Origin of the sequence: Streptomyces sp. E-08 (assembly GCF_049913095.1) — a bacterium.
Taxonomy (GTDB): Bacteria; Actinomycetota; Actinomycetes; order Streptomycetales; family Streptomycetaceae; genus Streptomyces.
On sequence record NZ_CP183971.1, the window covers coordinates 3,514,342 to 3,540,107 of the forward strand.

27 protein-coding genes are annotated in these 25,766 nt (G+C 73.9%); 13 read left to right on the forward strand and 14 right to left on the reverse strand.

The window, feature by feature from the left end; translation table 11 throughout:
- Positions 1-72: 72 nt before the first annotated feature.
- On the reverse strand, positions 73-1,068 hold the full coding sequence (locus ACN9MM_RS15945) for a glycosyltransferase family 2 protein (protein ID WP_426364249.1): 996 nt from the start codon (positions 1,066-1,068) through the stop codon (positions 73-75).
- Between the two features lie 126 nt (positions 1,069-1,194).
- Between ACN9MM_RS15945 and ACN9MM_RS15950 the strand changes: the two genes are divergently transcribed.
- Positions 1,195-3,582: a YfhO family protein gene (locus ACN9MM_RS15950; protein WP_426364250.1), complete on the forward strand. Its 2,388-nt coding sequence runs from the start codon at positions 1,195-1,197 to the stop codon at positions 3,580-3,582.
- Here ACN9MM_RS15950 and ACN9MM_RS15955 read toward each other — a convergent pair.
- The 3 genes from ACN9MM_RS15955 to ACN9MM_RS15965 form a co-directional block, all read right to left on the reverse strand.
- The gene (locus ACN9MM_RS15955; RefSeq protein ID WP_426364251.1) at positions 3,485-3,850 is read right to left on the reverse strand and encodes a hypothetical protein; all 366 of its coding nucleotides are present in this window, start codon (positions 3,848-3,850) and stop codon (positions 3,485-3,487) included. The genes ACN9MM_RS15950 and ACN9MM_RS15955 overlap by 98 nt on opposite strands.
- Complete coding sequence (locus ACN9MM_RS15960; RefSeq protein ID WP_426364252.1) at positions 3,847-4,365, reverse strand: GNAT family N-acetyltransferase; 519 nt, start codon at positions 4,363-4,365, stop codon at positions 3,847-3,849. The genes ACN9MM_RS15955 and ACN9MM_RS15960 overlap by 4 nt, the downstream gene beginning before the upstream one ends.
- A gap of 89 nt (positions 4,366-4,454) precedes the next feature.
- Entirely contained in the window at positions 4,455-5,468 is a 1,014-nt protein-coding gene (locus tag ACN9MM_RS15965; RefSeq protein WP_426364253.1) for an AraC family transcriptional regulator, read from the reverse strand.
- Between the two features lie 223 nt (positions 5,469-5,691).
- On the opposite strand from ACN9MM_RS15965, the gene ACN9MM_RS15970 reads away from it, so the two are divergent.
- Entirely contained in the window at positions 5,692-6,063 is a 372-nt protein-coding gene (locus ACN9MM_RS15970; protein WP_426364254.1) for a peptidase inhibitor family I36 protein, read from the forward strand.
- Between the two features lie 4 nt (positions 6,064-6,067).
- Positions 6,068-6,970 carry a hypothetical protein gene (locus ACN9MM_RS15975; protein WP_426364255.1) on the forward strand — a complete coding sequence of 301 codons (903 nt, stop codon included), beginning with the start codon at positions 6,068-6,070 and terminating at the stop codon, positions 6,968-6,970.
- A 17-nt stretch (positions 6,971-6,987) separates the two neighbouring features.
- Here the strand turns inward: ACN9MM_RS15975 and ACN9MM_RS15980 are convergent, their stop codons facing one another.
- The gene (locus ACN9MM_RS15980) at positions 6,988-7,725 is read right to left on the reverse strand and encodes a DUF2625 domain-containing protein (protein WP_426364256.1); all 738 of its coding nucleotides are present in this window, start codon (positions 7,723-7,725) and stop codon (positions 6,988-6,990) included.
- 63 nt (positions 7,726-7,788) lie between these two features.
- Between ACN9MM_RS15980 and ACN9MM_RS15985 the strand changes: the two genes are divergently transcribed.
- The 3 genes from ACN9MM_RS15985 to ACN9MM_RS15995 are packed head-to-tail and all read left to right on the forward strand — an operon-like array spanning position 7,789 to position 9,400.
- A complete protein-coding gene (locus ACN9MM_RS15985) occupies positions 7,789-8,160 on the forward strand; it encodes a PadR family transcriptional regulator (RefSeq protein ID WP_093875740.1) in 372 nt (123 codons plus the stop codon).
- Positions 8,157-8,732, forward strand: a complete 576-nt coding sequence (locus ACN9MM_RS15990) for an HAAS signaling domain-containing protein (protein WP_426364257.1) — start codon at positions 8,157-8,159, stop codon at positions 8,730-8,732. Before ACN9MM_RS15985 ends, ACN9MM_RS15990 begins: the two co-directional genes overlap by 4 nt.
- Before the next feature lie 59 nt (positions 8,733-8,791).
- Positions 8,792-9,400 carry a GNAT family N-acetyltransferase gene (locus ACN9MM_RS15995; protein WP_426364258.1) on the forward strand — a complete coding sequence of 203 codons (609 nt, stop codon included), beginning with the start codon at positions 8,792-8,794 and terminating at the stop codon, positions 9,398-9,400.
- 305 nt (positions 9,401-9,705) lie between these two features.
- Here ACN9MM_RS15995 and ACN9MM_RS16000 read toward each other — a convergent pair whose 3' ends face one another.
- On the reverse strand, positions 9,706-10,140 hold the full coding sequence (locus ACN9MM_RS16000; protein WP_426364259.1) for a VOC family protein: 435 nt from the start codon (positions 10,138-10,140) through the stop codon (positions 9,706-9,708).
- Positions 10,141-10,197: 57 nt separating this feature from the next.
- Positions 10,198-12,345, reverse strand: coding sequence for an RNA polymerase recycling motor ATPase HelR (gene helR / locus ACN9MM_RS16005; protein ID WP_426364260.1), 2,148 nt, complete (start codon positions 12,343-12,345; stop codon positions 10,198-10,200).
- 257 nt (positions 12,346-12,602) lie between these two features.
- Between helR and ACN9MM_RS16010 the strand changes: the two genes are divergently transcribed.
- The 3 genes from ACN9MM_RS16010 (at position 12,603) to ACN9MM_RS16020 (ending at position 14,135) form a co-directional block, all read left to right on the forward strand.
- Positions 12,603-13,046 (forward strand): hypothetical protein, encoded by a 444-nt coding sequence (locus ACN9MM_RS16010; RefSeq protein WP_426364261.1) that lies wholly within the window; start codon positions 12,603-12,605, stop codon positions 13,044-13,046.
- Between the two features lie 115 nt (positions 13,047-13,161).
- Entirely contained in the window at positions 13,162-13,806 is a 645-nt protein-coding gene (locus ACN9MM_RS16015) for an RNA polymerase sigma factor (RefSeq protein WP_426364262.1), read from the forward strand.
- Positions 13,803-14,135, forward strand: a complete 333-nt coding sequence (locus ACN9MM_RS16020) for a hypothetical protein (RefSeq protein ID WP_426364263.1) — start codon at positions 13,803-13,805, stop codon at positions 14,133-14,135. The genes ACN9MM_RS16015 and ACN9MM_RS16020 overlap by 4 nt, the downstream gene beginning before the upstream one ends.
- Before the next feature lie 57 nt (positions 14,136-14,192).
- Here the strand turns inward: ACN9MM_RS16020 and ACN9MM_RS16025 are convergent, their stop codons facing one another.
- The 4 genes from ACN9MM_RS16025 to ACN9MM_RS16040 form a co-directional block, all read right to left on the reverse strand.
- A complete protein-coding gene (locus ACN9MM_RS16025) occupies positions 14,193-14,579 on the reverse strand; it encodes an LppU/SCO3897 family protein (RefSeq protein WP_382873779.1) in 387 nt (128 codons plus the stop codon).
- A gap of 157 nt (positions 14,580-14,736) precedes the next feature.
- The gene (locus ACN9MM_RS16030) at positions 14,737-16,308 is read right to left on the reverse strand and encodes a protein kinase domain-containing protein (RefSeq protein ID WP_426364264.1); all 1,572 of its coding nucleotides are present in this window, start codon (positions 16,306-16,308) and stop codon (positions 14,737-14,739) included.
- A complete protein-coding gene (locus ACN9MM_RS16035) occupies positions 16,305-16,949 on the reverse strand; it encodes a hypothetical protein (protein WP_426364265.1) in 645 nt (214 codons plus the stop codon). Before ACN9MM_RS16035 ends, ACN9MM_RS16030 begins: the two co-directional genes overlap by 4 nt.
- 120 nt (positions 16,950-17,069) lie before the next feature.
- On the reverse strand, positions 17,070-19,127 hold the full coding sequence (locus tag ACN9MM_RS16040) for an N-6 DNA methylase (protein WP_426368752.1): 2,058 nt from the start codon (positions 19,125-19,127) through the stop codon (positions 17,070-17,072).
- 318 nt (positions 19,128-19,445) lie between these two features.
- Here ACN9MM_RS16040 and ACN9MM_RS16045 point away from each other — a divergent pair, with 318 nt between their 5' ends.
- Together ACN9MM_RS16045 and ACN9MM_RS16050 are read left to right on the forward strand one after the other, a co-directional pair.
- Entirely contained in the window at positions 19,446-20,195 is a 750-nt protein-coding gene (locus ACN9MM_RS16045; RefSeq protein WP_426364266.1) for a DUF4190 domain-containing protein, read from the forward strand.
- Between the two features lie 79 nt (positions 20,196-20,274).
- The gene (locus ACN9MM_RS16050; protein WP_426364267.1) at positions 20,275-21,042 is read left to right on the forward strand and encodes a hypothetical protein; all 768 of its coding nucleotides are present in this window, start codon (positions 20,275-20,277) and stop codon (positions 21,040-21,042) included.
- 269 nt (positions 21,043-21,311) lie between these two features.
- On the opposite strand, the gene ACN9MM_RS16055 is transcribed toward ACN9MM_RS16050, so the two are convergent.
- The 3 genes from ACN9MM_RS16055 to ACN9MM_RS16065 all read right to left on the reverse strand — a co-directional run bounded on the left by ACN9MM_RS16055 (position 21,312) and on the right by ACN9MM_RS16065 (position 23,736).
- Entirely contained in the window at positions 21,312-22,058 is a 747-nt protein-coding gene (locus ACN9MM_RS16055; RefSeq protein WP_426364268.1) for an N-acetyltransferase, read from the reverse strand.
- Between the two features lie 59 nt (positions 22,059-22,117).
- Positions 22,118-22,804, reverse strand: a complete 687-nt coding sequence (locus ACN9MM_RS16060) for an HNH endonuclease family protein (protein ID WP_426364269.1) — start codon at positions 22,802-22,804, stop codon at positions 22,118-22,120.
- Positions 22,805-22,896: 92 nt separating this feature from the next.
- A complete protein-coding gene (locus ACN9MM_RS16065) occupies positions 22,897-23,736 on the reverse strand; it encodes an SCO6745 family protein (RefSeq protein WP_426368753.1) in 840 nt (279 codons plus the stop codon).
- 115 nt (positions 23,737-23,851) lie between these two features.
- Between ACN9MM_RS16065 and ACN9MM_RS16070 the strand changes: the two genes are divergently transcribed.
- Together ACN9MM_RS16070 and ACN9MM_RS16075 are read left to right on the forward strand one after the other, a co-directional pair.
- Positions 23,852-24,433 carry a TetR/AcrR family transcriptional regulator gene (locus ACN9MM_RS16070; RefSeq protein ID WP_426364270.1) on the forward strand — a complete coding sequence of 194 codons (582 nt, stop codon included), beginning with the start codon at positions 23,852-23,854 and terminating at the stop codon, positions 24,431-24,433.
- A 28-nt stretch (positions 24,434-24,461) separates the two neighbouring features.
- Positions 24,462-25,763 (forward strand): SGNH/GDSL hydrolase family protein, encoded by a 1,302-nt coding sequence (locus ACN9MM_RS16075; RefSeq protein WP_426364271.1) that lies wholly within the window; start codon positions 24,462-24,464, stop codon positions 25,761-25,763.
- Positions 25,764-25,766 lie beyond the last annotated feature (3 nt).

The window sequence follows — 25,766 nt, forward strand, 5'->3', positions numbered from 1 at the left end:
CCCGGGCTGGTCGTGCGTCAGTTGAACGACCTTGCGGTGATCGATGGTAGGGAGTCGCCGGGGCCGGAGCCACTACTTCGGAGCGACTGTTTCCCACAACGACTCACCCGTCACCGGGGTGTCGGCCCGCACCAGGGCCGACTCTGGACGCGTGTTCGTCTCCTTGAGCAGGTAGTGCGGGCGTCGCTTCACCTCGTAGTAGATGCGTCCGACGTATTCGCCGATCAGTCCGGCCATCACCATCTGCACGCCCGCGAGGGCGGTGACGGCGACGAGGAGGGTGACGTAGCCGGGGGTGTCGACGCCGTTGACCAGGGCGTCGCCGACGATCCAGGCCGCGTACCCGAGGGCGACGACGGTGAGGAGGAGGCCGAGGTGGACGGCGGCCCGCAGGGGCTTGTTGTTGAAGGAGAGGAGCCCGTCGAGGCCGTAGTTGAGGAGCTTGCCGAAGGTCCACTTGGAGCGGCCCTCCTCGCGGACGGCGTTCTCGTAGGAGAACGTCGTGGTGCGGAAGCCGACCCAGGAGAAGAGGCCCTTGGAGAAGCGGTTGTACTCGCCGAGGCCGAGGACCGCGTCGACGGTGCGCCGCGACAGGAGCCGGAAGTCGCCGACGCCGTCGACGAGCTCGACGTCGACGAGCCGGTTGATCGCCCGGTAGTAGAGGCGGGCGGTGAGGGTACGGGTGACCCGGTCGCCCTCCCGGGTGCGGCGGGCGACGACCTGGTCGTACCCCTCGGCGTGCAGGGCGACCATGCGGTGCACGAGCTCCGGCGGGTGCTGGAGGTCGGCGTCCATGATCACGACCGCGTCGCCGGCGGCGTGCCGGAGCCCGGCGAGCATCGCGGCCTCCTTGCCGAAGTTGCGACTGAAGGAGAGGTAGCGGACCCGGTCCGGGTCGTGTCCGGCGAGTTCACGGAGGAGCGGGAGGGTCCCGTCCCGGCTTCCGTCGTCCACGTAGACGAGCTCGAACTCTCCGTCGAGACGGTCGAGCTCGGCGGTCACGTGGTCGTGGAAGCGGGCGAGGACGTCCTCCTCGTTGAAGCAGGGGACGACGATCGAGAGCAGCACGCCGACCACGACAACGGAGCCCGGTGTCCCCGCCGGTCCGGCGGGATGACCTTCAGGCGACCATCGCGTGAACTGGCCCGCCGGACCCGTCACTTCCCGATCGTTCGCTGTCATATTCGATCCGTCATGCCGAAGACCACGCGTTCGCACACCACACGCTCGTACCTGCTCGCCGCCGTCCTGTCCGCCGTCGCCGTCTGCGGCGGGGACGCCGTCGCCCGGGTGTTCCCCTTCGGGCCGCGCCACCGGGCCGTCAACGACCTCGCCAACCAGTTCGTGCCGTTCCACGCGCACCTGTGGGACCTGCTGCGGGGCCGGGCGGACGGCGGGCTCCTCCTCGACTGGCAGGGCGGCTGGGGCACGAGCTTCCTGCCCGACTACGGCACCTACCTGTCGAGCCCCTTCGCCCCCCTGGTCGCGCTCTTCCCGCGCGGCGACATCGAGTACGCGGTGTACGCGGTCACCGTCCTGAAGACGGCGGTCGCGGCGGCGGCGATGACGTTCCTGCTCCGGCGCCTGGGGCCGGCGGGCGTGTGGTGGTGGGCCTCGGTCCTGGGCGCCGCGTACGCGCTGTGCGGCTGGTCGCTCGCGGAGGGCACGTACAACCCGATGTGGCTGGACGGCCTGATCGCCTTCCCGCTGCTCTGTCTGGTGGGCGAATGGGCACGGGAGGGCCGGCGGCCGCTCCTGGGCCCCCTGGTCGTGGCGGTCTGCTGGTTCGCGAACTTCTACACGGCGTACATGGCGACCCTCGGCGCCGCCCTGGTGCTCCTGGTCCGCCTGGCGGTCACGGACTCCTTCCGGTGGCGGACGCTGCTCCGGGCGGCGCTGACGACGGCGCTCGGCGTCGGCCTCGCGGCCCCCGTCCTGGTCCCGGTCCTCCTCGGCTCCCGGCACGCCTACCCGGGCGTGGTCCGGGACTTCGCCCCGGCGGCCGGCCCGGACGTGCTGGCACGGCTGCTCCCGGTGACGTACAGCTTCGCGACCCCGGCGGCCTTCGTCTGCACGGCGGTGCCGCTGCTCGCGGGGGCGCTGCTCTTCCGCCGGGACGCGCCGGGCCGGGAGCGGTGGCTGTGGGGCGGGCTGTGCGCGGCGGTCGCGATGTCGATGCAGTGGGGCCCGACGCACCTCGTCTGGCACGTCTTCGCCACCCCGAACGGCAGCCCGTACCGCCAGACCTTCGTGCTGTCCGGCGTCCTCGTCCTCGCCGCCTGGACGGGCCTCGCGCACGGCCCGCCGGACCGGAGGTCGCTCCTCGGCGGGGCGGCGGTCGTCCTCGCCCTCACGGCCGGGGCCCTGCCGAGCGCCCTCCTCACCCCGTGGGCGCTGCTCCTCGCGGGCGCGGGCCTCGCGGCGGTGGCGGGCGCCCTGCTGCTGCCCCGCCGGGGCCGGTACGGGCTCCTCGCCGCGCTCCTCGTCACCGGCACCCTGCTGGGACAGGCGGCGGCGACGACGGCGTACGCGGACCGGGAGCGGCTCGCCCGGCTCGACGACTACCCGCCGTGGGGCGCGGAGCACGAGCGGCGGGCGGCGGCCCTGGCGGGGGCCGACGGCTGGCCCGCGTACCGCACCGACGCCGGGCTGCCCCGGGTCGCGGGCAACGATCCCCTGCTCCTGGGCGGCCAGGGCGCCGCGTACTACAGCAGCCACACCCCGGCGGTCCTGACGGAGACCCTGGCGGCGCTGGGCGGCGGCTGGACCTCGCGCGGCCGGAACCTGCTGAGCCTGGACAACCCGGTGACGGACGCGCTGTTCGGGGTGGGGGCGCGGTGGCGGGGCGGCGAGGTGGTCCGTACGGACGTCCGTCTCCCCCTGGTGACGGTACGGCCCCCGGGCCCGCCGCCGGTCTACGGCCCCTCGCCCTTCCGCAACCAGGAACTCCTGCTCGGTGCCCGGGTCTACGCGTCCCCGCACGCGGGCGCGTGCCCGGTCGGCACGGAGGTCTTCCTCTGGGCCCCCGACACCACGGGCACGGCCCGGCTGGGCGAAGGCGCCCCGGTCCGGCTCCTCGGGGGCACCCCGAAGCGCCGCGCGGCCCTGACCTCGCTGGGCTTCCAGCGGGTGCCCGGCCTGCGACCGGACCTCCCGGGGCCCGGCGAACTCGGCTGCCTGGACCACGACCGCCTCCGCACGGCGGTGACGGCGCTCCGGGCCCGCGCGGCGACCTCGGTCCGGGTCACCCCGGACGGCATCCGGGCCACGCTCCCGCCGGGCGCCACGGGCACGGCGGTCGTGGCGGCCCCGCGCATCGCGGGCTGGCACTGCGAGGGCGCCGACCCCGTCCCGTACGCCGGTCTCCTCGCCGTCCCGGCCCGCGGCGAGGTCTCCTGCACCTTCCGCCCGCCGGGCCTGCGGGCGGGCCTGGCAGCGGGGACGGCGGCGGTGCTGGGGCTCCTGGGGGTGGCCGTGGGAAGCGTCAGAGGCGGACGACCGCCTCGTCCCGGAGCTCCGGCGGAAGGTGGCGCCGCTGGTCCTCGTGAAGGATCTCCACGGGGCCGCCCACAGGGAGGATGACGGCCCCGAGGGCGTCGGCGACGCGGGTGACCACGTCGAGCATGGCGCCGCCCGAGATGTGCATCGCCGTCAGGGACGTCACCCCTCCGGGCTCTGCGGTGCGGACGTGGAACTCCGCCTCGCCCCCGTCCTCCGCGCGCAGGTGGACCTCGCCGAGGTCCGGCGCGCCCGCCACCACGTACGGCTCGACCACCCGGCGGAACCGCTCGACGTCCAGCGCGGCGAACTCGCCGTCCACGAAGCGGAAGAGAAACGTCTCCGCGCTCACGGCCTGAGCTCCCAGCGGACCTCGCCGTCCTGTTCCTGGTCCGTCGGTGCCAGGCCGGCCGCGCGGGCGACGGCGGCGGAGGCCGCGTGGTCCGGGTGGACGTGGGCGACGACCGTACGCACGCCCCGCTCGGCGAGCAGGCCGACGAGCGCCCCGGCCGCCTCCCGGGCGATTCCCCGCCCCTGCCACTCCGTCCCGATCACCCAGGCGACCTCCGCGGTCCGCCCGCCGTCGGTGACCGTCGCCTGCACGGTCCCGGCGAGCCGGCCCCCGGCGCGGACCCGCACCACCCAGTTGCACCAGACGACCGCCGGGTCGGGCGACCCGGCGGCCAGCCGCTCGTACCGCGCCCGCAGCTCGGGCGCGGTCAGCGGGGCGCCGCCGATGAAGGTGTGCAGGGCGGGGTCGGCGAGGACCCCGGCCATCTCGCCGGCGTGCGCGACGGCGAGGGGCACGAGGTCGAGCCGCCCCGTCCGCACGGTCGCGAGGCCGCCCTGTTCCGTTTCCGTGTTCACGCGTCGAAGTCCCAGATCCCTTGGCCGTTGTCGCCGTTCATTGTGGTCCCTCCCCCGTCCTTCCCGAAGCCTGCCGGACGGCTCCGAGCCTAGGAACGCCCCGCCCGTCCCGCTGTGCGCCCGGCGCGGGCCTCCTTGACGCTCAGCGCGCGGAACTCGGTGGGGCTGAGTCCGTACGCCGCACGGAAGGCACGGCTGAAGACGGCCGGGCCGCTGAACCCCCGGCGCGCGGCGATGGCCTGCACGGGGTGCCGGAGGAGCTCGGGGCGGGCGAGGTCGTCGCGGCACCGTTCGAGACGGCGGCGCCGGATCCGGACCTGGACGGTCTCCCCGTCCCCGTACGTCTGGAACAGCTGGTGGAGGCTCCGTACCGAGACGTGGTGGGCGGCGGCCACGGCGGCCGGAGTGAGGTCGGGGTCGCCGAGGTGCGCGTCGACGAAGGTGTGGATCCGCTGGATCAGGGCCCGCGAGCGGGCCTCGGCGGGGAGCTGCTCCTCGGCGTCGAGGTTCTGGGCGAGGCAGGCGGCGACGAGGTCGACGACGACGGCGCCGAGCCGCGGCAGGTCCTCGGGCGCGCACTGGCCGGCGTGGCCCTCCAGGGAGCCGAGGAACGAGGCGAGGACCGCACCGAGGCCGTGCCCGCCGGGGATGCGGCTGCCGAGCAGCCGGTCGATCCGGCGGGGGCGCAGGGGCAGGACGTCGCGCGGAAGCTGGAGCATGGTCAGCTGCACCGGCCCCGAGTCGGTGGGCATGGCCGCGTCGGAGGGCCGCGAGGTGTCCCAGAAGACCAGGTCCCCGGCCCCGACGCTGCAGTCGTTGCGGTGCTGGGACAGGACGGTGGCGCCCCGCCGCATCAGCCCCAGCTGGTACTGCTCCGGGTCGCCGCGGCGGATCAGCGCGGGCGTACGGCGCGACCGCAGGGGCGAGAAGGAGAACCGGGCGACGCGGACGGTCCTGAGGTCCAGGACGGCCGCGTCGGCCTGGAAGTCGGCGGGCCGCTCGACGCTGAGCGCGGTGGGCATCACCTCCCGCGTGATCACGTCCGCGAACCAGTCGAAACGTTCCCGCGCGGGCAGTTCCCCCGCCGACACCACTGACCACATCGCACGCCCCCCGTCGATCTTCCTTCGGTGGCCAGAATGCAGCGGCGCGAACGCGTTTGTCGCCGGGTTTCCCGATCGGCGTGGCGCACTCACACCATCCTGACCTGCGCTTCAACTCTCCCTCATTGAAGGGGTGTTGATCACTCCTTGACCTTCCGTTGGCCGCCCCTGACAGCCTCATGCCGAACCGGAGACCCGGTCCATGAGAAACGGAGAGCACCTCGTGAACCTCAAGCGATCCCTCGTCGCCCTCGGCATGGCCGCCGGCGTCGCCCTCGGCGCCGCCGCCGTCGCGCCGGCCGCGAACGCCGCCCCGGCGGGCTGCGCCAGCGGCGGGCTGTGCGTGTACTGGACCACCGGCTGGACGGGCAGCGTCCAGACCGTCTACCAGGACAACTACGACCTCACCGGCTACCAGAACTTCAACAACGCGCTGCACGGCTCGGCCTGGAACAACGGCAACAGCTGCAACGTGACGATGTGGAAGGAGACGGGCTACCGCGGTACCGGCTGGAGGCTGGACCGCGGCACCGGCTTCTACGACATCGGCGACAACCTGAGCACGATCGGCTCCAACAAGTGGTGCACGTACTAGAACCATGAGCTCCAGGAGACGCACCGCAGCCGTGGCGCTGCTTCTGGGTCTCGGTGCCGCCGGATGCTCGACGTCCGGCGGCACCGCCGCACCCGGCCCGGCGCCACTCCCCGCCCCTCGCCCCTTCCAGGGCGTCACCCACTACCCCGAGCCGGAGCGCCTGGCGCTGCACGCGGCGGAGGAGGAGCTCGTCGCCGCCTGCATGAAGCGGCGCGGCTTCACGTACCGCCCGCAGCCGCTGGCCACCGGGGACCACCTCTCCGACATCAATCCGTTCGGACTGCTCGGCGTCGCGCAGGCGGTGAACGACGGCTACGGCATCACGAGCACCGCCCTCTCGATGCGACCGCCGGCGGACGTCAACGCCGCCGAGGGCGCGAACGAGCGCTGGAGGAAGGCCCTGCTCGGCACCCCGGCGCACCGCGTGAACCTGGCGATGCCGATGAAGCGGGAGTTCTTCTACCAGTCGGACTCCTGCGTCAGCGACGCCAAGTCCCGTCTCTTCGGGCCGGATTACTACCGGCTCTACAACACCTTCCAGGTGCTGGGCGACGCGGTGGTCGACCGCGTGCGGGCCGACCGCCGGTACCTCGCCGCGCAGGCCTCCTGGAGCACCTGCATGAAGGAGGCGGGAGCCGAGGCGAAGGCGTTCGGCGATCCGCAGGCCAGGATCGACAAGGACCTCCGGAAGGCCGGCCGGGACCCGGCCGCGGTGCACGCCGTCGCCGGAGTCGAACTGAAGCTGTCCAGGGCGGACGCGGACTGCCAGGCCGGGGCCGGACTCACCGCCGTCGTCACGGTGGCGCAGAAGGACGCCGAGAGGAGACTGGGCGCGGGCTACGGCGACGAGCTCGCCGCCCTGCTGGACCTGCGGAAGCAGGCGCTCGCGAGGGCGCACCGCCGGTAGACGCCCCTACGGGGGCGTCACGGGGTCCCGAGGAAGCCCGGGTCGGTGCCGTCCAGGCCCAGGGCCGTCTCGCGGCCGAACCCGAGCAGCTCCTCCAGGGGGACGACCGCGCGACTGGTCCCGGCCAGGTCCTGGTGCGCCTCGGCGGACCACAGGGGCGGGTAGAGGGAGAGGCCCTCCCCGCCGGTGAGTCCGGGCACCTCGTCGCGCCAGCCGGGCCAGCGCAGCCCCTCGTAGAACTCCTCGGTCCCGCCGGCGAGCAGCCACGACAGCCAGGCGCCGTAGCCGGCGCCGATCGCGTCCCAGCGCAGCGAGTCGGGCGCGAAGTAGACCATCTCGCCGGGCCGGCCCGGCAGCCCGGTCTCCTCCTCCGTACCGCCCTGGACGGCGAAGGTCCCGCCGAGCACGTCGTGCGCGACGACGAGTCCGGCGGCGGGGCGCCATGCGGTGCCGGGGTCGTCGGGGCAGTCGTTGATCCGGGCGAGGCCGGGCAGCCGGCGGTCGTTGTGGGCGGCCGGGCTGCCGTAGACCCGCAGCCAGCCGTCGTCGACGAGCGCCCCGCCGGTGTGCAGCGCGAACGCCCCCAGGTACGAGCGGACGGTGACCTGCATCCGCAGGAGCGTGGCCGCCGCCCGCCCGGGATCGGCGTCCAGCACCTCGACGGGCACCTTCGCGGCCCGCAGTTCCTCTTCGAGGCGCGGCCACGCCGGATCCTCGACCTCGGTCAGCTCGCTCAGTCCACGCGGTTCTCGCATCCGGGCATCGTCGCACGTGGTTCGCCGTTGATCGGCGGCACTCCCGGGGGTATCTTGCATTACATGGTTCCTGGCGAAGCAAGATCCGAGGCGGCCGGAAAGGTCGCCAGCCAGCTGCGCAAGGGCGTGTTGGAGTACTGCGTCCTCGCCCTGCTGCGCGACGGTCCGCGCTACGGCGTCGAGATCCTCGACGAGCTGGCCGCGGTCAGCGTCATGACCACCAGCCAGGGAACGATCTACCCCTTGCTGTCCCGGCTTCGCCGCGACGGACTCGTCGACACCGAGCTCCGCGAGTCGGCCACCGGCCCCGCCCGCCGCTACTACACGCTCACCGCGCCCGGCAGGACCGCGCTCACCGAGTTCGCCGAGAGCTGGCCGCGCTTCCGCGACGGCGTCGACCACTTCCTGACCGCACCCCACGGAGGCTCCGCATGACCGGCACCGAACACCCCCTCGTGACCGACTACCTGGCCACGATCGAGCGCGAGGCATCCTTCCTGCCCTCGGGACGCCGCGAAGAACTCCTCGCCGACCTGCGCGAACACCTCGCGGTCGCCGTCGGCGAGGAGGACGACCCGGAGGCCGTCCGCGCGGCCCTCGAACGGCTCGGCAGCCCCTCCGCCATCGTGGCGGCCGCCCGCGCGGAGGAGCCGGAGGCCCCGACGGCGGCCGTCGCGGCTCCGCGGACGCAGCCCCGGACGCGGACGATCGTCACGGCCGTCCTGCTCGGCATCAGCAGCATCGCGGTCTTCGCCGCCCCCTTCATCGGCCTGGCCGCGATCATCGCGGGCCTCGGCCTGCTGTGGACGTCCGGCACATGGGACCGGGCCACCAAGGTCCTGGCCACCACCCTCACCCTCGCGCCCCTGGTCGTGATCGCGCTCGGCTTCCTCCTCCTCGCCGCCCGCCTCGGCGTCGTGGAGCTCCTCGTCATCCTCACCCTGAGCATCGCCCTGCCGGCCACGGCGGCGGTCCGCCTGCTCCGTACACAGCCGAAGGCCGCCTGACCAGGGGCGGGGACACGGAGCGACCCCCACCCCCCGACCAAGATCATCACGGGTGCAGAATGACCCGTATGACCCTGGCAAACGCACCTGAACCGGCCACGATCGACGACGCTCGGGCGGTCAGCCGCACCCTGGCCTCCGCCTTCGGCGACGACCCGATGATGCAGTGGTTCTTCCCCGACGAGACCTCCCGCGAGGCGGATCTCGGCCGCTACTTCACGACCCTCTTCACCCGGCAGTACGGCCTCCACGGCGTCTGCGAGCGGACCGCGTCCGCCGCGGCGTTCTGGGTGTCGCCCGAGGGCGCGGACAAGGCCGTGCCCGACGCGGAGACCATCCAGGAACTCGTGGAGATCCTCGGCGACCGCGCCCCGGCCTTCCGGGAGGCCGTCATGGCGGCCGCCGAGCACGGGCCGACCGAACCCCACTGGTACCTCGCCGTCATAGGCGCCGACCCGGCCGCCCGGGGCCAGGGCCACGGCTCGGCCCTCCTCCGCTCCGGCCTCGCGAAGGCGGACGCGGCGGGCCTCCCGGTCTACCTGGAGTCCTCCAAGCCGGACAACCTGCCGGTGTACGAGCACTTCGGCTTCAAGGTCCGCGCCGAGTTCACCCTGCCGGGCGGCGGCCCGGTCCTGTGGGCGATGAAGCGCGAACCCCGAACCGCCTGAACGCCCTTCACAGGTGCAGAACCGGGCTCGCCGGCGGCGAGGCTCATGTTGGCGGGGGCCACCACGACGGCGGGCTCGTTGAGCAGCTGGCACTCGGGCTCGGCGTAGTCGTGGATGTCGGCACCGCCCATCGGGACGAAGGAGACGACCGAGTCGCCGACGTGAGCGTCACCTTCCTCAAGAAGGAAGTTCAGGACGCCCGAGTAGACAGGCCGTACAACCAGCGTAACCAGCACACCGGATGGCCGCATCCGAACGGCCTCCGCCCTTCACGGGCGGAGGCCGTTCGCGCCGTCGGGCAGAGGTCAGTCGAGGCAGAACTCGTTGCCCTCGATGTCCTGCATGTTGATGCAGGACTCGTTCTCGCCGTCGGCGTACAGCGTCTGCAGGTGGACCGCGCCGAGCTTGACCAGCCGTGCGCACTCGGCCTCCAGCGTGGTCAGGCGCTCCTCGCCCACGAGGCCCTTGCCGGCCCGCACGTCGATGTGCACCCGGTTCTTGACGGCCTTGCCCTCGGGGACGCGCTGGAAGAGCACGCGCGGGCCGGCGCCCGTGGGGTCGGAGCACGCGAAGTACACGGGCCGCTCCTCGGCCGGCAGCGACCGGTGGTACTCCGCCCAGGTGGCGAACCCCTCGGGGACCGGCGGGACGACGTACCCCAGCACCTCGCACCAGAACTCGGCGAGGCGCCCGGGCTCCGCGCAGTCGATGGTGACCTGGATTTCCTTGATCGATGCCATCCGGTCACCGTAGCAACAGAGCCTTCCGGCGCTCATTTCCTTTTCACGGAGCGCCCGTCAGGACGTGAGGATCACCAGCCGCTGGGTCGCCCGGGTCATCGCCACGTACCGGTCGACCGCGCCCTCGATGCCCTCGCCGAAGGACTCCGGATCGACCAGGATCACCAGGTCGAACTCCAGGCCCTTCGAGAGGGACGGGGTGAGCGAGCGGACGCGCGGGCGCTCGCGGAAGGCCGGGGCGCCGATGACGCAGGCGACGCCCTCGGCGTTCCCGGCCAGCCAGCCGTCGAGGATCCCGTCCAGGTCCGCGGCCGTCCCGTGCGTGACCGGGATGCCGTTGCTGCGGATCGACGTCGGCACGTTGGCGTCCGGCAGCGCGGCGCGGATGACCGGCTCCGCCTCCGCCATCACCTCTTCCGGCGTGCGGTAGTTGACGCTCAGGGACGTCAGGTCGATCCGGTCGAACCCGACCCGCTCCAGACGCTCCCGCCACGTCTCGGTGAAGCCGTGCCGCGCCTGGGCGCGGTCGCCGACGATCGTGAAGCTGCGGGACGGGCAGCGCAGCAGCAGCATCTGCCACTCCGCGTCGGTCAGCTCCTGCGCCTCGTCCACCACGACGTGCGCGAACGGCCCGTCCAGCGGCTCCAGTTCGGCCGTCGGCAGGGCGTTCTCGTCGACCAGGCTCTCCTGGAGGTCCTTGCCGTGCAGCATCGTGACCGCGCCCTCGCCGTCGGGGTCGGCCGCGATGATGCTGTCGATGACCCCGGCCATGCGCTCGCGTTCGGCGGCGGCGGTGGCCTTGCGCCTCAGCTTGAGCCGCGCCGTCCGCGGGTCGCCGAGCCGCTGCCGGGCCGCGTCCAGGAGCGGCAGGTCCGAGACCGTCCACGCCTGTCCGTCGGCCCGCCGCAGCGCCCGCACCTCGTCGGGCGTCAGCCAGGGCGCGCACATCCGCAGGTACGCGGGGACCGTCCACAGGTCGCCGACGAGGTCGGACGCCTCCAGCATCGGCCACGCGCCGTTCAGCGCCCCGGTCAGCTCCCGGTCCAGACGCAGCGACTTGCGGAACTGCGCCTCCGGGACCTCCTCGCCGTCGTACTTGTCGAAGAGGATCGAGACCAGGTGCTCCCAGATCTGCTCGCGCGCCTCGTTGTGCGGGGTCCCCGGCTCCGCCGCGTCGAAGGCCTCCGCCCAGTCCGCCGCGGTCAGCCGGATGTCCGACCAGTGCGTCGAGACGGTCATCCCCTCGGTGGGCGGCTCCTCGTAGAACGCCACGGCCTTCTCGATCGCCCGCACCATGTCCGCGGAGGACTTCAGGCGGGCCACCTCCGGATCGGCCTCCGCCGGAGCCTTCGCGCCCTCGGCGACCAGGTCCCGGACGGTGCAGGTCCGTACGCCCTCCTCGCCCAGGCTGGGCAGGACGTCGGCGACGTAGTTCAGGTACGGCTGGTGCGGGCCGACGAACAGCACGCCGCCCCGGCGGTGCCCGAGCCTCGGGTCCGCGTAGAGGAGGTGCGCGGTGCGGTGCAGCGCGACGACCGTCTTTCCCGTACCCGGGCCGCCGTCGACGACGAGCGCGCCCCGCGAACCCGCGCGGATGATCGCGTCCTGGTCGGACTGGATCGTCGCCAGCACGTCCCGCATCCGGGGCGAGCGGTTGCCGCCCAGGCTCGCGATGAACGCGGACTGGTCGTCGAGCGCGGCGTGCCCTTCGAGGCCCTCGGCGGTGAACACCTCGTCCCAGTAGTCGGTGATCCGGCCGCCGGACCAGCGGTAGCGGCGGCGGCTCGCCAGATCCATCGGGGTCGCGTGCGTCGCCGCGAAGAACGGCTCCGCGGCCGGGGAACGCCAGTCGATGAGCAGCCGGCGGCCGGTGCTGTCGGTGAGGCCGAGGCGCCCGATGTACACGGGCTCGGGGTCGGCCGTACCGACCACGCGCCCCAGGCACAGGTCCAGGCCGAAGCGGCGCAGCGTCCGCAGGCGCCCGCTCAGCCGGTGGATCTCCGCGTCCCGGTCCATCGCCTCCCGGCCGACGCCGCCGGGCGCCTTCCGCTCGGCGTCGAGCCGCTCGGACAGTTCGGCGATCGTCTCGTCGAGGCACCGGGCGATGTCCGCGAAGTGCTGCTCGTCCGCGGCGATGAGCGCCGGGTCGGCCTTGGGGGCGAGGTTGCCGGAGAGGTCGAACACACCGGCAATAAGGGACGTCATGTGGTGAATTTCCCGCTTTCTCAGCTTCTGGCTTTCGAGGTGCGATTCTGCGCCACGAGGGGGGCCTTGCCGCAAGCCCCCCTGTGCGCTATATGTTGAAAGTGCGAGAGGTGTGTGTTCCCTCTCGTTTCTTCGTTGTCGGGGAAAATTCCCCGGACCCGGTTCGCAACCTCGGGCGGTGCCGCACGTCTGGTGGGTTGAAGGCGCCCTTCAGCTGATGTTCCAGACCGTGTTTCCGACATTCCTCGGGAGAACCCATGTCCAGCCACGCCAGGCGGAGCCTCCGGCCCCGCAGCCCCCGACTCCTGGGCGCCGTCGCCGGTGCCGCGCTGCTCCTCGGCGGCGGATTCGCCGCGCAGGCCTTCGCCGACTCGGGCCCGAAGCCGGTTCCGGCCGCGCCGACCGCTCCCGACGCCGCGCCGAAGCCCGTGACCGCGCCGCAGCCGGCCGCGGCCCCGAAGGTCGTGACCGCGCCGAAGCCGGTGACCGGGCCCGCCGCGCCCGAGGCCGACGCGCCCCGGCCGGCGCCCGCCCCGGCCGCGCCGAAGGTCGTGACCGTGCCCGCACCCGTCCCCGCGCCCGCGTCGAAGCCGGGCACCGCGCCGCGGCCGGTCCCCGCGCCCGCCGCGCCGAAGCCCGTGTCCGCGCCCGCGCCCGCGCCCGCCGGTGACGCGCCCCGCGTGATCGCGCCCGGCAAGTAGCCGCGCCGGGCGAGCGGGCGGGCCCGAACCCCGGGCCCGCCCGCTCGCCCTCCCGTCCCGGCTCCCACCTGCACTCCCACCCCGACCCCGACCCCCGCCCGACGGATCGAGGCCCATGCCGTACGCCCTCCCCCTGCCCCTGGCGCCGCCCTGGTGGTCGCGGCTGCTCGCGCGCGTGTCCCGCGCGGCCCGGGACGAGCGCGCGCCGGTACGGGAACGCCCTCTGCGCGTCGTCGGCGCCCCGTACGGCGGCGACGGGCCCGCACCCACCCTCACCGAGCTCTACCGGGCCCGGCGGCTCGACATGGTGCGGCTCGCGGTCTTCCTCGTGGACGACCTGCCGACCGCCGAGGACGTCGTGCAGGACGCGTTCGCCGCCGTGTGCCGCACCTACGGGACCTCCTTGGACGGGCTCCAGGACCCGGGGGCGTACCTGCACACCGCCGTCGTCAACGCGGCCCGCTCCGTGCTGCGCCGGCGCCGCACCGCGCGCGCGTACACCCCGCCCCACCCGGGCTCCGGGGCCCCTGTCGACGAGGGGCTGCTGCTCGCCGAGGAGCACCGGCACGTGCTGGACGCCCTCGGGGAGCTGACGCGCCGGCAGCGCGAGGTGCTGGTGCTGCGGTACTGGTCGGAGCTGACGGAGGCGCAGATCGCGCAGACGCTCGGGCTCTCGCGCGGCACGGTGAAGTCCACCGCGAGCCGCGCCCTCGACGCCCTGGAGCGAAAGCTGGAGAAGAGAGCGGAGGCGGACCGATGACCTCGCCCGTGGAGGAACGGCTGCGCGCCGCCCTGGCCGCCCGCGCCGACCTCGTCACCTACCGCGACCTGCGCCGCGCCGCACCTCCGCAGGGGCGCCGCTGGGGGACGCACCGGGTCCGCGCGGTCGCGTCGGTGGTGCTCGGGGCGGCCGCCGCGGTGGCCGCCGTGTGCGTCCTGACGCTGCTCCCGGACGGGCCTGCGACCCCGGACCCGGTGCTGCCCGCCCGTACCCCCGCCCGCACCGGTGCGCCTCCGGTGCCGACACCGGCCCCGGCTCCGCCGGCCGCCCCGTCCGTCACGTCGCCCCGGCCGGTGGGGTCGCCGTAGGACAGCGAGAAGGGCCGGAACCCGTCGGGTTCCGGCCCTTCTCGGGGTGCCGGGGGCTTACTTGGCGACCTTGTCGAGGCAGAGGACGAACTTGTCCGACTCCAGCTGCTGCGCGAGCGCGATCTCGCTCGCGTCGGCGCACTTCTCGACGTCGAAGGTGTCGTCGACGACCTTGACGACCTTGTAGAGGTCGGTCTTGCCGGAGGAGCAGTCCGCGGTGTCGACCTTCGGGTCGTTGTCGGGGCCGCTGACCGTGACGCACTCGCCGGCCTCGGCGTGCACCGGGGCGTCGCCCGTGAGGTACGGGAGGCCGAGCTTCACCGCGAGGGCCACGACGATCGCCACGACGATGCCGCCGACCTTCTTGAGGAGGGCGCCACCCTTCTTGGCGGGGGCGGCGGGCTGCTGCTGCTCGGGGGAGAAGGGAGCGGGGGGCGTCGTCATGGGGATTCCTTGGGAGACGCGGACATGATCAGACGCGAACGTTACATGCACCAAAACGGTCAAAGAGGATCATGAAGATCCACTGGGCGATCAGTTGTCGAGTCGTGATCCTGCCGCCCCGTCAGGGGCACGATCAGGTACGCCGCCCCGGCCCCCCTCAGGGCCGCGGCCCCAACTGCCGCTGGTGGTCCAGCGCGCGCCGCAGGTCCACCGGAAGCGGGTGATAAGGCCCGTACGCGCGCTCCGCGTCGAACAGCAGCCGCTGGAGCTCGTCCTGCCCGGCCGCGTGCTCACCCGCCGCCAGGAGCAGCAGCCCGATCCTCTGCCGGATGTCGAAGGCCCGCGCCAGGTCCCGCTCGTAGTACGGCAGGACCGAGCGGAACTCCCCGAGCGCGGCCGCCGTCTCCCCCAACTGCTCCAGGCACAGGGCCGCGTCGTAGCGGAACTGCAGGAACTGCGGGTCCGCCGGGCCCGCCTCCGCACCCCGGTCCTCCGCGAGCCGGCGCAGCTCCGGCAGCGCGCGCCGGTACTGGCCGTCGTCCATCAGCGTCGACGCGTACTGCTTGCGCAGGATGCGGACGACCGGCGACCGCTCTCCGTGCTCGGCCGCCGCGGCGGGCAGGATCGAGCCGAGCAGGTCCACGGCCTGCGTGAGCGAGCCCTCCCCGAGCAGCCGCTTCACCTCGTCGACGGCCGCGGCCACGTCGGGACGCGCGGGCGGCGCCCCGTGCGCGTACACCCGGGGATCGGTCCGGGGATCGGCCCCCCGGGCGGGGGGAACCGGCGGGACCGGAGGCACGTGGACGGTCTTCACCGTCGCCCGGTCCGGCCAGGGCGCGTGCGGGCGCAGGAACGGGCGGGTCGGGTTCATCGGACCCGCCGGGGCCCCGCGCGCGGGGAGCAGCGGCAGGAGGTGCTCGTACGCCTCGTGGGCGCCGGACGGGCGCGCCTGCGGGTCCTTGGCGAGCAGCCGCAGGACCAGCGCCTCGAGCGCCTCGGGGATCTCCGGCCGCAGCTGCCGGAGCGGCGCGGGCGGCTCGTACAGGTGCCGGTGCAGCACGCCGAGCGCGGTGGATCCGGCGAAAGGCACGTTCCCGCTGAGGAGTTCGTGGAGCAGGACGCCCAGCGCGTACAGGTCGGTGGACGGGCCGACGGCGCCGCCCATGGCCTGCTCGGGCGCCATGTACGCCGGGCTGCCGATGGGCGAACCGGTCTGCGTGAGCCGGGTGGTGTCGGTGTCCAGGACGGAGGCGACGCCCAGGTCGAGGACGGTCAGCGCCCCGTCCGGGCGGATCATCACGTTCCGCGGCTTGAGGTCGCGGTGCACGATCGGCACCGCGTGCACGGCGGCGAGCACCGCGCAGAGCTGCGCGGCCACGCAGACCGCCCACTCCCAGGGGTACGGGTCGTGCTCGGCCAGGTGGTCGGCGAGGTCCGCCCCCTCCACGTACTGCATGACGAGGTAGAGGTCGTCGCCGTCACTGCCCGCGTCGTGCACGGTCACCAGGCCGGGGTGGTCGACCTGCGCGGTCACCCGGCACTCGCGCACGAAGCGGCGGCGCAGCTCCTCGGCGGCGGTGGCGGGTCCGGTCATGGTGGCGGGCCGGAGCAGCTTCACCGCGACCCTGCGGTCGAGGCGCCCGTCGTAGGCCGTCCACACCTGGCCCATCCCGCCCTGGCCGATGACGGTGGCGAGCTCGTAACGCCCGCCGATGACGCGCCCGTTCACCTGCCGCCCGCGCCTTCCCCGGCGTTCCCGGTGTTCCCGGTGTTCCCGGCGTTCCCGGCGTTCCCGGTGTCCTTCCTGAGCAGGTCGCTCAGCTCGTCGAGCTCGGCGCGGACCTGGTCGATCCGGGGCCCGGGCGCGACGGGCGGCTGCGGCTGCTGCACGGGGACGGCGGGCGGCGGAACGACCGGGCGGGCGTACGGGTTCGGGATCGGGGCCAGGTCGGCGACGGCGCTCGGGACCGTGACGGCGGCGGCGTGGTCGTACCCCGGACGGAACGCGGAAGCCGCGCCCGCCCGGTCGAGGTTCCGGATCTCGGTCACCAGGTAGTACGAGATCGAGCCCGCCACCAGGAGCACCATGACGCCGACGGCGACGAAGGACTCCACGGTGGTGGCCTCCTCGTCGCCGGTGACGCCCGCGTACGTGAAGAGGCCCGCCGCCACCAGGAACGTCGCACCGAACAGCACCCAGTCCAGCGTCCTGCGGGTGACGATCGCCAGCCGGAGCATCGGCGCCCACGCCAGGAAGCCGCAGCTCATCAGGGAGAGGGCGGAGAAGAGGACGAGCAGCGCGATCCGGCCACCGGAGACGGGGCTCTTCGACGGCTGGGGAACCTGCGGGGCCTGCGGCGGGCCGTACATCCTGCTGCTCCTGCTCGGACGGATCGGGTGCGGAGACGAGCGTATACACCGATACGGACAACGGTTCCGGGATACCCGGAACCGTTGCCGAACAGATCACCCACGGCCGCGGAAGCGGCCCTACGGGGCCACCGTGCCGTCCGCCAGACCGTCGTACAGGCCCTGGACCAGTTGGTCGCCGAGACGGGCGGCCAGGCGCAGCGACTCCTCGAACTCCGCGAGCGCCCGGAACCGCTCGCCGAACCGGCGCTGTTCGGCCAGGGGCAGGCGCGGCAGCTGGAGGCGGCGCACGTCGAGCCGGGTCGCGGTGGAGGCGTAGCTGCTGGCCTGCCGGGTGTTGGCGGTCGCCCGCAGGAAACCGGCCAGGAACCAGGGGTCGAGGGCCGCCGGATCGGGGCGGAGCAGCTGGAGGTTGCGGCCGAGCGCGGCGCCCGCGGCGGACGCGTCGACGACCCGGACGGCCGTGACGCCGCCGAGGACGGGGACGACGACGTCCCCGGCGGTGATGAGGACCGGCTCCTCGGGCGGGCCGTCGGGCAGCGAGCCGGAGGGCGGCTGGGCGGCGAGGACGTCGTGGTCGGTGAGGACGGCGACCGGGGCGGAGGCGGGGGCGGTGCCCGCGCCTCCCGCGCGCAGGGCCAGGGCTCCGGCACGGGCGAGTTCGCCGACGGTGGTCGTGGGCCGGCCGGGCCCGGCGCCGCCGGAGGCCGGGTCGACGACGGGCGGCGGGGTCAGTTCACGGGTCCGGGCGAGCGTCTCCGTCAGCCTCTCGCGCACGCCGGTCAGCTGGACCGCTCCCTCGGCGGCGGCGGGCGGCGGGAGGTGCCGGGCGGGGGCGAGGTCGACGTCGTCGTCGAGGAGCTCGATGACCGGCACGGAACGGCTCGCACCGGGCGTCCCGGCGAGGGTGCCGTCTCGGTCGAAGGGCGTCCAGGCGTCCAGTACGGCGGAGTGGACGGCCGGCCAGTCGAGCCGGTCGCGGCCCTCCCTCCCGGGTCCCGCCTGCTCGGAGGCGGCGTCGACGAGGAGGAGTTCGGCGGCGGGGCGCTCGCCCTGGGCGGGGCGGCGCAGCACCCAGAGGTGGAGCGGGATGCCGTACGGCGGGGCGGCGCCGGCCGGGAGGGCGACGACCGCGCGCAGCGCGCCGCGGCGGAGCAGGTCGGCGCGGATGCGGCGGCCGGAGCGTCGCGAGGCGGCGGCGGGCGGCATGAGGAGGACGGCGGTGCCGCCGGGGCGGAGGCGGGCCAGGGCGTGCTGGACCCAGGCGAGTTCGGACTCCGTGCGGGCCGGGAAGCCGTACTCCCAGCGCGGGTCGTAGGCCAGTTCGTCGTGGCCCCAGTTCCGCTCGTTGAACGGCGGGTGGCACAGGACCGCGTCCGCCGCGAGCGTCGGGAAGGCGTCGGCGCGCAGGCTGTCGCCGGAGCGGACGCGGATGTCGGCGTCGTTGGCGAGCGCCAGGCGGAGGGCGGTGAGCGCGGCGAGGTCGGGGTCGGCGTCCTGGCCGCAGACGGCGCCGGGCCGCTCGACCGCGCTCAGCAGGCCGCCGGTCCCGGAGGCGGGGTCGAGGACGGTGAGCGGGACGCCGCCGCGCCCCGTCCTCGGGGTCGCGGCGAGCGCCGCCATGAGGGCGGCGGGGCCGGGCGGGGTGAGCGTGTACTGCCGGGGGTTGGCGTCGAGGTGACGGCCGAGGAGGAACTCGAAGGCCGGGCGGACCCCGGCCTCGGCCGCGAGCTCGGCGGCCCCGCGCAGGAGCGGGACGGAGGCGGCGAGCGCGGGGGTGGTGGGGGTGAGGACGGCCCGCTCCGGGCCGAGGCGCTCGGTGAGCGTCTCCTCCAGGGCGACGGGCAGCACCTCCGCGAGCCGCTCGTCGGGCAGCTCGGCCAGCGTGGGCCAGGCCGCGGACCGGTCCCGTACGAGGAGGAGGGCGCAGCCGGCGTGGACGAGGGCGGTGACGGCGCCGGCGGGGTGGCCCGCGATCTGCTGCCAGACGCGCTCCTTGAGCGGGACCTCGGCGAGCTTGCCCTGGGCGCGGAGCCACCGCTCGACGTCCGCGAGGGCGAAGGACGGGCTGGTCTCCGTACCGCCGACGGGCTTGGGGAAGTCGGGGTGACGGCGGCGCCAGTTGCTGACGGCGGCCCGGCCCACCCCGGCGAGCCGGGCGATCCCGGCGGCGGTCACCTCGGCGGTGCCGGCGGTGCTGTCCGCCGGAGCGCCCGTGCCCTCCGCCGGAGCGCCTGCGCCCTGTGCCGCGGCGCCCGCGCCGTCCGCCGCGCCACCCGTGTGCTCCGCACCTGCCTCTGCTGCGTTCTCCGGCACGTGACCCAACTCCCCTGTTCGCCCTCTGGCTGTGACACCAATCCTAGCGACGAACGCACGCTGTACCACTTCACAGTGTGAGTAGACCTCTTTTCCGTGAACCATGTTGACTCGGTTCACAGCCTCTGCTGTGATTGACCCATCGCACCAGACATCGTCTCCGTCCGGGAGGACACACCCATGTCGTACGACACCCAGGTCCCGCCTGCCGCCGCCCCGCAGGTCATGCGCAACGGCCTCGGCACCGCGGCCCTGATCCTCGGCATCATCGGCACGCTCTCCGGGCTCATCCCGCTCTTCTTCTGGCTGGCCGGCATCCTCGGCCTGATCGCCCTGATCCTGGGCCTCGTCGGCAAGGGCCGCGTGAAGCGCCGCGAGGCGAACAACAAGGGAGTGGCGCTCACCGGAGCGATCCTGGGCCTCGCGGCCCTGATCCTCTCGGTCGTCGGCGCGGTCATCACGTTCACGGCCGTCAGCGACGCGGTCGACGAGATCGACAAGGCGGTCAAGGACGCGGCCCCGAAGGACCCGGCCGCCAAGAACCTCGCGGACGGCGACACCTCGGTCTACGACGACGACCTGAAGGTGACGGTCTCGGACCCGAAGGCGTACTCCCCGAGCGAGTTCGCGGCCGGCCACACCCAGGGCAACAAGGCCTACCAGGTGACCGTGGTCATCGAGAACGGCGGCAAGAAGAAGTTCGACGCCACGCTCGTCACCCTGACCGGGCGCGCCGGCAAGAACGGCGTCACGGCCGAGCAGATCTTCGACGAGAAGGTCGGCACGGGCTTCCAGGGCAACATCCTGCCCGGCAAGAAGGCCACCGTCACCCTCGCCTTCGACACCCCGAAGGACGCCAAGAACCTGACCGTCGAGGTCAACCCGGGCTTCGACTACAACGCCTCCCAGTGGGAGCTGAAGGTCGGCTGACCCTGCCGGACGAACCACCTCGTGGACGGGGCCCTTCGGGGCCCCACCGCTCGTACGCCCCCCTCTCGGAGACTCCGCCATGCACGCCGCCCCCCGCCGCCGCTCCCCCCGCCGTCCCCGCCGGACCGCCGTCGCCGCCGTCCTCCTGGGCACCGCCGCCCTCTGCGCCACCGCCTGCGGCCCCTCCTCGGACGACGCGAGGCCGGCCGGGCCCTTCGGGGAGCTGACCGGTTCACAGATCGTCGACAAGGCCTTCGCCGCGACGCGGGCCGCGAAGTCCCTGACCGTCGACATCGACCTGCGGTCCCCCGACGAGCCGACGAAGGGCTATCTCGCCCTCGACGACCGGGGGAGGTGCGCGGGCACCCTGACCATGGGCACGGCCGACACCGCCGAACTGGTCAAGGCCGACGACGAGAACGTCTACCTGCGCTTCGACGAGGCCTTCCTGCGCGAGCAGGTCAAGGACGAGAGTCCCGAGACGCAGGAGGCCACCCTCGACGCCCTCAGGGGCCGCTGGATGAAGTCGCCCGTCTCCGACCCCGACAGCAGGGACATGCTGGCGCTCTGCGACCTGAAGGAACTCCTCGGCGGCTTCGAGCCGGGGGCGGGCGGCATCGTGAAGGGCACCGAGACCACCGTCGGCGGGCAGCGGGCGCTGGCCCTGACGGAGCCGGGCGAGGACGGCGAGAGCAGCACGGTCTACGTGGCCACGGAGGGCACTCCCCACGTGCTGAGGATCGTCACGAAGGGCGGCGAGGAGCCGGGGACGATCACCTTCTCGAAGTACGGCCGGCCGGTCGTGGCGACGGTCCCGGCGGCGAAGGACGTCGTCGCCGCCGACTGACCGCGGGGTGCGACAGGACACGCGTGAGGGGGCCGTCACCGGGGAACGGCCCCCTCACGCGCGTCTCACGGGCATGCCGGACGCGATACCTCACGCACGCCCCGGGCCCGCACACGCCTCACCCGTACGTCAGATACGGCCCCGCACGCGCCTCACCCGTACGTCAGATGCGGCCCCGCACGCGCCTCTCACCGGAAAGCCAGGCGCGAGCCGCACCCGCCTCTCGCCGGAACGCCAGGCGCGACCCGCACCCGCCTCTCGCCGGTGCGTCAGATGCGGTGCCGTACCCACACGTTGGGCTCCACGTAGACCGCGTAGCCGCGCGTGGCCTCGCAGTGGACCGGGACCAGCGCGCCCGGGACCTCGACCGGTCCGTCCGTGTCGAAGGGCAGGCCGGTCCACTCCCGCCACTGCTCGACGGAGCCGGAGACCGTCATCGAGGCCGGGGCCACCGCCTCGATGACGCCGCCCGCGCGCACATGGACGCGGAGCCACGGGTCGTGCGGCAGGCCGTCGGCCTCGCGCGTGCGGAAGGCGTACTCGTGGATGGAGGCCTCGGCCTCCAGGTGCTTGCCGTTGGGGCGGACCGGGGCGACCAGCTCGGCGAAACCGCGCGCGCCGGCGTTCGACCGCATGGCGGCGAGCATCGTGTGGGAGATGCCCTTGCCGAGGTGGCCGAGGTCGACGGTGATCTCGATCGCGCTCACGGTGTCGGCCTCCCGGCCGTGCCGCAGGTCGGAGAAGGCCCAGTTGAGGACCTCGTCCCAGCCGCGGGCGGGCAGCTCACGGCGGCCCTCGACGTCGAGGCGGAAGGGCACGCTGAAGCCGCGGGCGACGACCGCGCCCTTGGCGTCGGTGGCGACGAGCACGAACTCCGGGAAGTCCCGGACGATGCGGCCCATGTTGGCCCAGCCGACCGGGTCGTACATCATGAACTCGGGCCAGAGGTCCTTCATGGACCACATCGCCCCTTCGAGCTCGGGTCGTTCGGCGAGGGTCGATATGTTCAGGTCCATTCGGCCAGGTTAAAGATCGTTCACCTGCCGCCCAAACGATTTTTCGCCAGGTCCGCGCACTACGGGAGCTTCTGCTGCGGGCAGGCCCCGAGGACCCTCTTCATCGCGTCCCGCTCCCCTGCCGTCACCCACACCCCGTACTTCTTCTTCACCGCGATCTGCCGCGCCACGTACGTGCAGCGGTAGGCACCGTTCGGCGGCAGCCAGGTCGCCGCGTCGCCGTCGGACTTGCGGCGGTTGGTCGCGGAGTCGACGGCGAGGAGGTTGAGCGGGTCGTTGGCGAAGCGGCGCCGGGTCTCGCCGTCCCACTTCTGCGCCCCCTTCTGCCAGGCGTCGGAGAGCGCGACGACGTGGTCGATGTCGACCTTGGAGCGGCCCCGCACGTAGCGGACGGTGGTGCCGGTGTACGGGTCGTCGGTGAGGGTGCCGGAGGCGACCTTGCAGTGGCCGTCCGTGAAGCGGACGCCGGTCAGGTCGCGCTTGAGTATGTCGTCGCGGGTGCCGCAGCCGTTCCCGTCGACGTCCACCCAGGCGCGGCCGAACTTCTCCCGCTCGTAGCCGGTCTTCGGGGCGCGGCCCTTGACGGTGAGGGTGTCCACGGCGGCGAGCGCCGTACCGCGTGCGGCGGGCCTCCCGCCCGCGCCGCCCCCGTCCCCCGGACCGCCTGTTCCGGGGGTGCAGGCGGTGGTGAGGAGCGCGGCGACGGCGAGCGTCGAGGCGGCGAGGGTCCTTCGGTACGTCAGCACCCTGGAATCCTAGGCCTGGCCGTTACGTCACCTTCGTACCGATGGTCCCGAAACGGACGGGCCGAAGGGCCCGCGCGTTCCCTGTCGGGGCGTCACACCGTGCCGATGCCCAGGGTGTTGACGGCGGGGAGCAGGCCGGAGCCGATCACGGCCAGCCACGGGCCGCCGAGGAGGTCGGCGAGCCGCGCGGTGCCCTCGGGACCGAGGGCGTCCCAGGGGGCGGCGGCGAGCTCGTCGGTGTGCCGCTCGACCTCGGCGCGCAGCGCGCGCCCGGCGTCGGTGGCCGCGCCCTCCGGGTCCAGGAGGCCGCGGGCGGTCAGTCGGGCGCGGGCGGCGGCCCATTCCGCGGCGCTCCAGCCGCGGCTCTCGAAGACGGGCTCGGGCGCGGCGCCGATCGCGGCGAAGGAGACGAGCGACTCGGCCGGGTCGAGGCCGGCGGCGAGGAGGGCGGCGAGATGGCCGTCGCCGCGGTGCTCGCGCAGGATCGTCGCGGCCTGCCAGAGCACCAGGTGCGGGGCCTCGGGCCAGGGCAGTTCGGCCTGGGCGGCGGCGAGCGGGCGGCCCTCGGGTGCGGCCGCCGCGGCCGCGCGGCGGGCGAGCCCGGCGGCCTCGACGAGCTCGGGGCCCTTGACGACGTCCTCGCCGAGCACGGAGCGGTAGGCCCGGTCGACGGCGCGGAGCCGTGCGGCGAGGACGTCGGCGGGGGCGGCGACCTCCCAGGCGGCGGGGACGTGCCGGGCGACCATCGCGGGGCTGAAGCTGTAGAAGGCGGAGGCGACCCGGACCGGACCGGCGGGGCCGAGGGGGGCGGCCCGCCACGCGAAGTAGGAGGGCCAGCGCTCGTCCGTCGCGTATCCGAGGGCGGCGGCCTCGTCGAAGGCCTCGGGGGCGTAGTAGAGCACGGCGTGCAGGGGTTCGAGCAGGTGCCACATCTGACGTACGCGAGCGGTGTCCACGGTGTCCTCCCTCGTCCACAACTTGTCAGTGACAAGATTGCCCGCCGGACCGGGAACTTGTCAATGACTAGATGACGGCTAGGCTGCTGCCATGACGACGAGCCGGAGCACCTACCACCACGGCGAGCTGCGGCAGGCCCTCCTCGCCGCCGCACTCGACGTGATCGCCGCCGAGGGTCCCGGGGCACTCAGCCTGCGCGACCTCGCCCGCCGCGCGGGCGTCTCGCACGCCGCCCCCGCCCACCACTTCAAGGACCGCACGGGCCTGCTGACCGCGATCGCCGCCGAGGGGTACGAGCTCCTCGCCGCCGGCCTCGCGGGCACGCCCGAGCTCCGCGAACGCGGCGTGCGGTACGTCCGCTTCGCGAGGGAACACCCGGCGCACTTCCAGGTCATGTTCCAGCCGGAACTGCTGCGCGCCGACGACCCGGACCTCCTCGCCGCGAAGGACCGCGCCTCCGCCGAACTCCGCACGGGCGTCGCCGACCTGACGAGCGCCCCCGACGCCCGCACGGCCGGCATCGCCGCCTGGTCGCTCGCCCACGGCTTCGCGACGCTGCTCCTCACCCGCAACGTCGAGGGGGCGCTGGGGGACCGCGACCCCGAGGAGTACTTCCGCTCGCTCACCGGCCTGCTCTTCGCGGAACAACTCCCCACCGGGGAACGGGAATAGCCCGCGTCAGCACGTAATTGACGAGAGCATGCGAACCACGAACACGCTCCGCCGCTCCGCACTGGCCCTGCTCACCACCGCCACGCTCGCCCTGGCCCCCACGGCCCTCGCCGACACCGGCCGGCACGGCACCGACGGCACCGCCTGGCGCGGCGCCTGGGCCGCGTCCCCGCAGTCGGCGACCGCGCCGTTCGGCCCCAACTGGTCGCAGCAGGGCTTCGAGAACCAGACCGTCCGCCAGGTCGTCCGCGTGACCGCCACCGGCACCCGGACCCGCATCGAGCTGACGAACCGTTACGGCACCGGCCCGCTGCGGATCACCGGCGCCACCGTCGCCCGGACCGCCAGCGGAGACACGGCGGCCGGAGGCGCGGCCACCGCCCGGAACGCGGTCGAGCCGGGCTCCGTCCGCACGCTCCGCTTCGGCCACCGGCCGTCCGTGACGATCCCGGCCGGCGAGACCCTCCTCAGCGACGCCGTGAACCTCCCCGTCAAGGCCTTCGAGTCGCTGACCGTCACCCTCTACCTCGCGGAGGCGACCGGCCCGGCGACCTTCCACTCCTTCTCCTCGGCCACCAGCTACCGCGCCGAGGGCGACCACCGCGCCGACCTCTCCGGCACCGCCTTCCGCGAGACCAGCGCCTCCTGGTACTACCTCTCCGGCGTCGAGGTCACGGGCGGCCGCGACACCGCCCGCCGCAACGGCGTCGTCACCTTCGGCGACTCCATCACCGACGGCGTCGGCTCCACTGCGGACGCCGACCACCGCTACCCCGACGAGCTCGCCGAACGCCTCGCCGCCGCCGGCCGGCCCCGCGCCGTCCTCAACCACGGCATAGGCGGCAACCAGGTCGTCAACGACACCACCTGGGCGGGCGAGAAGGCCCTCAGCCGCTTCCGCAAGGACGTCCTCACCGAGCCCGGCGTGCGGACCGTCGTCATTCTCGAAGGCATCAACGACATCGGCGGCAGCGGACCGGCCTTCCCCGGCGGCCCCACCCCCGAGGTCTCCGTCGAGAAGCTGATCGCCGGCCACCGCACCCTGATCCGCGAGGCCCACGCCAAGGGCCTCAAGGCCGTCGGCGCCACCCTCACCCCGATCAAGGGCTCGTTCTACTTCACCCCGGTCAACGAGGCCAAGCGGGAGGCCGTCAACGACTGGATCCGCACCTCGGGCGCCTACGACGCCGTCGTCGACTTCGACCGCGCCGTCGCCGACCCGGCCGACCCGGACCGCATCCTCCCCGCGTACGACTCCGGCGACGCCCTCCACCCCAACGACGCCGGCTACACCGCGATGGCCGGGGCCCTGGACCTCGACGAGCTGTAGGAC